Source organism: Acinetobacter sp. UBA3132, assembly GCF_002364825.1.
GTDB lineage: Bacteria > Pseudomonadota > Gammaproteobacteria > Pseudomonadales > Moraxellaceae > Acinetobacter > Acinetobacter schindleri.
The window spans coordinates 1-5,085 of record NZ_DEZM01000211.1; the positions used below are offsets into that span (position 1 = coordinate 1).

Sequence of the window (5,085 nt, forward strand, 5' to 3'; positions counted from 1 at the left end):
TACGAAATTCTTAGTACGAGGTTAGAAAAAGCCCTTTTACAAGGGCTTTGTTTGTCAAAACAAAAAATACCTCTGCGCCATTGGCAAAACTTCCGCAGGCTCACAAGTCAGTAATTTCCCATCCGCCCGAACTTCATAAATTTCAGGGTCAACTTCCATCACAGGACAGTAAGTATTCAACTTCATATCTTTTTTCTGAATATCCCGTGTGCCTTTACATGGACTAATCAACTTTTTCAGACCGAGCTTTTCATGCACACCTGCCTCTATCGCCACTTGCGACAAGAAGGTAATACAGGTGTTATGCACACCACGGGCATTGGCACCGAACATTGGACGATAATGTACAGGCTGCGGAGTCGGAATTGATGCATTAATATCGCCCATTGGCGCAGCTGCAATCATCCCACCTTTAATAATCATCGACGGTTTAACGCCAAAAAATGCAGGCTTCCATAAGATTAAATCGGCAAGTTTACCTACTTCCACCGAACCAATTTCATGACTCAAACCATGCGTAATGGCAGGGTTAATCGTATATTTGGCGATATAACGCTTGACACGATTATTATCATGCGTGGCATTGTCACCCTCCAAAGGTCCACGCTGCACTTTCATTTTATGTGCCGTTTGCCACGTGCGAATCACGACTTCACCGACACGCCCCATCGCTTGTGAATCTGATGACATCATGGCAATCGCACCCAAATCCTGCAAAATATCTTCCGCTGCAATAGTTTCACGGCGAATACGACTTTCCGCAAATGCCACATCTTCAGAAATTGCAGGGTCTAAATGATGGCAAACCATCAACATATCCAAATGCTCATCAATGGTGTTGATGGTATACGGACGAGTTGGATTGGTCGAAGATGGTAAGACATTCGGCTGACCAATGGCTTTTAAAATATCAGGCGCATGTCCACCGCCCGCACCTTCAGTATGGTAGGTATGAATGGTCCGGCTTTTAAATGCTGCCAAAGTTTCTTCTAGAAAGCCGCTTTCGTTGAGTGTGTCGGTATGAATCGCCACCTGTACATCATACTGATCTGCCACAGTCAAACAATTATCAATGGCAGCAGGGGTTGAGCCCCAATCTTCATGCAGCTTTAAACCGACCACACCCGCTTTAATTTGCTCGGCTATCGGTTCAGGTTGACTTAAATTTCCTTTACCGAGTAAACCAATATTCATCGGTAAATCATCAATGGCTTGTAGCATAGTCGAGATATGCCAAGGTCCAGGTGTCACAGTAGTTGCCGATGTGCCTGCCGCAGGTCCTGTACCACCGCCAATCATGGTGGTCACACCTGACATCAAAGCGGTTTCCACTTGTTGCGGGCAAATCCAGTGAATATGGGTATCGACACCACCTGCCGTTAAAATCTGCCCCTCACCTGCAATGACTTCGGTTGCAGCACCCAATGGAATAGTAATATCAGGCTGAATATCAGGGTTGCCTGCTTTACCAATTTTCCAGATACGGCCATTTTTCAAACCAACATCTGCTTTGACAATACCCCACCAATCGACAATCAGCGCATTGGTAATCACAGTATCAGCAACGTCATCGGCTAAAAGCTGAGATTGCCCCATGCCATCACGAATGACTTTACCGCCACCAAATTTGACCTCTTCCCCATAGGTGGTGAGGTCTTGTTCCACTTCAATAAACAGTTCGGTGTCGGCTAAACGGACACGATCGCCAACTGTTGGACCAAACATTTCCGCATAAGCGCGGCGTGACATTTTCATTTTATAAGTATTCCTTTAGTCCAACTTGCCCATGACCCGACCTGCAAAGCCATACACTTCGCGCTTACCGGCTAAAGCCACCAATTCAATATCACGGCTTTGTCCAGGCTCAAATCGAACGGCTGTTCCTGCTGCAATATTTAAGCGATAGCCATGGGCTTTTTCGCGGTCAAATTGCAAAGCATCATTGGCCTCGGCAAAGTGAAAATGTGAACCCACCTGAATCGGACGATCACCCGCATTGGCCACGGTCATCCTTAAGGTTTGTCTGCCCACATTCATTTCAATATCAGTATCTGGCGTAAAAATTTCACCCGGAATCATATGATGCTCCTAGACAATTGGTTGATGCACAGTGACGAGCTTAGAGCCATCGGGAAAGGTCGCTTCAACCTGAACTTCGGCAATCATTTCAGCAATGCCGTCCATGACATCATCACGAGTCAGTAAAGTCGTGCCGTAGTGCATCAACTCGCTCACACTCATGCCATCACGTGCACCTTCCAGTAAAGCAGCAGAAATAAAGGCAATGGCTTCCGGGTAATTCAATTTTAGCCCGCGTGCCTTACGGCGCTCTGCCACTAGTCCTGCAGTAAAAATCAGCATTTTGTCTTTTTCAGTCGGATTTAGTTCCATGTCTATTTCCTATTTCTTCAATATTTTTAATGCAAAATGTGTGCAAATTCATTCAGTATTCCCTCTCCTGAACGAGCTCTTAAGCATTGCTTTAAAAGCGACGTGCAAGTGAGGGTTAGGGTGAGATGAACCTTCATTGTCATAAACCCTCCCTCTAGCTCCCTCCCAAAGGGAGGGACAATGAAAATAAATTTCCTTCTCCTTTTAGGAGATGAGTAACACTGCTACACAAAGGAAAGGTAAAAATAGTTGATCCTCTCTTTTACGAGTCGAACGATTCTTTAATCTCCCTAAATCCCTCTTTGAGAAAAAGAGATTTTCTCCTCCCTTTATCAAAGGAAGGTCGAGAGGGATTACGTTCGCCAAATCCTCGGAAACTCTTCATCTAGTCCAAACCAGTAACGACGCAGTCGTGCACGCATCGCAGCAAATGCATCATGACACTGGCGCACGTCATCCCCGAGATAACGCGCCGTCAGCACATCATCCAGTAGTGTTAATGTCACCGGTACATCCATACGCATGATGAGTTCACGAATCAGGTCGATGTGCTCATCCAGATAAAAACTTGCACGATATTTTTCAGGCGGTACAGCCCATAGACTGCCCATCACAGCATGTCCATTCATACCCAGACAGGAGTTTAACCAGCGATCCTGTCCGGAGAATTTCAACTGATCTGCAACCAATAGCTTTGCACCGCGATACAGTAGAAAACGGCTGCGATAACCACCCTGCTCAAACTGCTCGTATCTTGCCTGACGGCCAATCACCAGCATGTCCCAGCCAATAAAACTGGCAGTTTGATCTAAATGAATGGTGGTGGACGCATGTGCATTGGCACCATCAAATAACATGGTTTCCTGCGGCAGCCATTCAAAAATCCCCTTTTCTTCCACACGAATATCAATATGCTGATAGGCCTGTTTCAGATTGGTCTTGTACCATTTACCTGCACCTGGTGTGGTCACCAGTCCGTGCGCATTTGCTCCGACGCGCATATCGAAACTCAGGTGATCTCCTCCGGCAATTCCGGCAGGTGGATGTACAATAATTGCATGACAGACTCCGGTTTTTTCAGGCCACAGCATTTTTTGCACACGAACCGGCCCCTCATGCTTGCGATGCTGCAGAATGGTTCGTCCATTACTGCAATCTGCCTCGAAACCCAGTTGCAAACGTGCAAACCAGAGTTTTGCTGCTGAGCCGCGTTCTGCTTCTACCACGCTATTCATTTCGTTGTGCACTTATCCTGACTAACTAACCTATGCCTTAAACAGACCTTGTTTTTCGATAAATTCAATAATTTGCTCAAGACCATCTTTGGTTTTCATATTGGAAAATAAAAATGGTTTCTCGCCACGCATACGTTTTGCGTCTTGATCCATAACATCCAGATTTGCACCCACCATCGGTGCTAGGTCGGTTTTATTAATGATCAGTAAGTCCGATTTGGTAATACCCGGGCCACCTTTACGTGGAATCTTTTCACCACCCGCAACATCAATCACATAAAGCGTTAAGTCTGAAAGTTCTGGGCTAAATGTCGCGGCCAAGTTGTCGCCACCACTTTCAATAATGATCAGCTCCAGTCCGTCAAACTTTTCACACAGGTCATCAATTGCAGCGAGGTTAATCGAGGCATCTTCACGAATCGCAGTATGGGGACAGCCACCAGTTTCAACACCGACAATACGGTCAGGCGACATCGCTTCATTACGGGTCAGGAAGTTCGAATCTTCCTTGGTATAAATGTCATTGGTGACCACGGCCATGTTGTATTTATTTCGCAAGGCCTGACACAAATTCAGGGTTAAAGCAGTTTTACCTGAACCCACTGGGCCACCGATTCCAACGCGTAATGGACTACGTTCTGACATAATTTTTCCTTTAATTTTTAAGATCTAAATAAACGGGAATATTGATTTTCATGGCGCATACTCAGCATGGCGTAATTCGGCAAAGCGCTACTCATCTCATCATCACTCAGGTTAATGGCACGCTCGATAAGTGCCGGAATTTCTCCATGCAGATGCCAGAGAATCCGCTGGCCACTCATTTGCCCCAAAGGCACTGTTTTCACAGCGGCTAATACCTGATTTTCCAGAACAGCAAATGCATAAGCAGTCAGGACATCATCGACTTCTAAATGCAATTCGCCACATAACTGGGCATAGACTGGAACGTAGCCATACTGTTTTTTGACTTTTACTGGTCGCTTGAGTACATCGCGAATCCAGGCATTTAGTGAAAATGCCAGCTGCTGGGATTCTGCCAGTAATTCCTTACTTTCACGGCTTGCCCTGTAAATTTCAGCCCAATGTTGAAATATGATTTCATCGTCATAGCTTTGCATTAAGCGTTTTAAAATTGGCAGTTCGAAACGTAGCAATAGCATTTCCAACACTTCATTAAAGTAGGCAATGCTGGAAACTTCGTCATGAATCAAGCCGGTATCAATCGCGCTTTCAACCCCTTGTGAATAGCAGTAAGCACCGACCGGTAGTGCCGTCGAAGACAGGGTTAGCAGGCTGAGTAGTTGCGAAGCCTTAATGTGCGACATGATGCAATGACTTGATTGGGCTTAAACGGTGATCATGCTGGTGCTGTGCATAAGCGCCGCTCTCTGGTTCAAACGGATGTTGTACGGTATCTACACGTAAACCCAAACCTTTAACCATTTCAGCCAGTACA

6 protein-coding genes and 1 pseudogene are annotated in these 5,085 nt (G+C 45.8%); all 7 read right to left on the bottom strand.

Going from position 1 to position 5,085, the window contains the following annotated elements; genetic code table 11:
- Nucleotides 1-54: 54 nt before the first annotated feature.
- Nucleotides 55-1,755: an urease subunit alpha gene (ureC, locus tag B4033_RS11665; RefSeq protein WP_286834177.1), complete on the bottom strand. Its 1,701-nt coding sequence runs from the start codon at nt 1,753-1,755 to the stop codon at nt 55-57.
- Nucleotides 1,756-1,770: 15 nt separating this feature from the next.
- Nucleotides 1,771-2,079, bottom strand: coding sequence for an urease subunit beta (locus B4033_RS11670; RefSeq protein WP_004894975.1), 309 nt, complete (start codon nt 2,077-2,079; stop codon nt 1,771-1,773).
- A gap of 9 nt (nt 2,080-2,088) precedes the next feature.
- The gene (ureA, locus tag B4033_RS11675; RefSeq protein WP_048881078.1) at nt 2,089-2,391 is read right to left on the bottom strand and encodes an urease subunit gamma; all 303 of its coding nucleotides are present in this window, start codon (nt 2,389-2,391) and stop codon (nt 2,089-2,091) included.
- Between the two features lie 353 nt (nt 2,392-2,744).
- Nucleotides 2,745-3,626: an urease accessory protein UreD gene (locus B4033_RS11680; RefSeq protein ID WP_004894980.1), complete on the bottom strand. Its 882-nt coding sequence runs from the start codon at nt 3,624-3,626 to the stop codon at nt 2,745-2,747.
- Between the two features lie 30 nt (nt 3,627-3,656).
- Nucleotides 3,657-4,271, bottom strand: coding sequence for an urease accessory protein UreG (ureG, locus tag B4033_RS11685; protein WP_004809476.1), 615 nt, complete (start codon nt 4,269-4,271; stop codon nt 3,657-3,659).
- A 17-nt stretch (nt 4,272-4,288) separates the two neighbouring features.
- Complete coding sequence (locus tag B4033_RS11690) at nt 4,289-4,954, bottom strand: urease accessory protein UreF (RefSeq protein ID WP_004894984.1); 666 nt, start codon at nt 4,952-4,954, stop codon at nt 4,289-4,291.
- Nucleotides 4,941-5,085, bottom strand: a pseudogene (locus B4033_RS11695) (urease accessory protein UreE); the annotation flags it as partial. The gene B4033_RS11690 and the pseudogene B4033_RS11695, both read right to left, overlap by 14 nt.

What these genes read in the sequence shown, in the direction of transcription:
- ureC (WP_286834177.1), bottom strand. Translation starts at nt 1,755, where the DNA reads ATGAAAATGTCACGCCGCGCTTATGCGGAAATGTTTGGTCCAACAGTT.
- B4033_RS11670 (WP_004894975.1), bottom strand. Translation starts at nt 2,079, where the DNA reads ATGATTCCGGGTGAAATTTTTACGCCAGATACTGATATTGAAATGAAT.
- ureA (WP_048881078.1), bottom strand. Translation starts at nt 2,391, where the DNA reads ATGGAACTAAATCCGACTGAAAAAGACAAAATGCTGATTTTTACTGCA.
- B4033_RS11680 (WP_004894980.1), bottom strand. Translation starts at nt 3,626, where the DNA reads ATGAATAGCGTGGTAGAAGCAGAACGCGGCTCAGCAGCAAAACTCTGG.
- ureG (WP_004809476.1), bottom strand. Translation starts at nt 4,271, where the DNA reads ATGTCAGAACGTAGTCCATTACGCGTTGGAATCGGTGGCCCAGTGGGT.
- B4033_RS11690 (WP_004894984.1), bottom strand. Translation starts at nt 4,954, where the DNA reads ATGTCGCACATTAAGGCTTCGCAACTACTCAGCCTGCTAACCCTGTCT.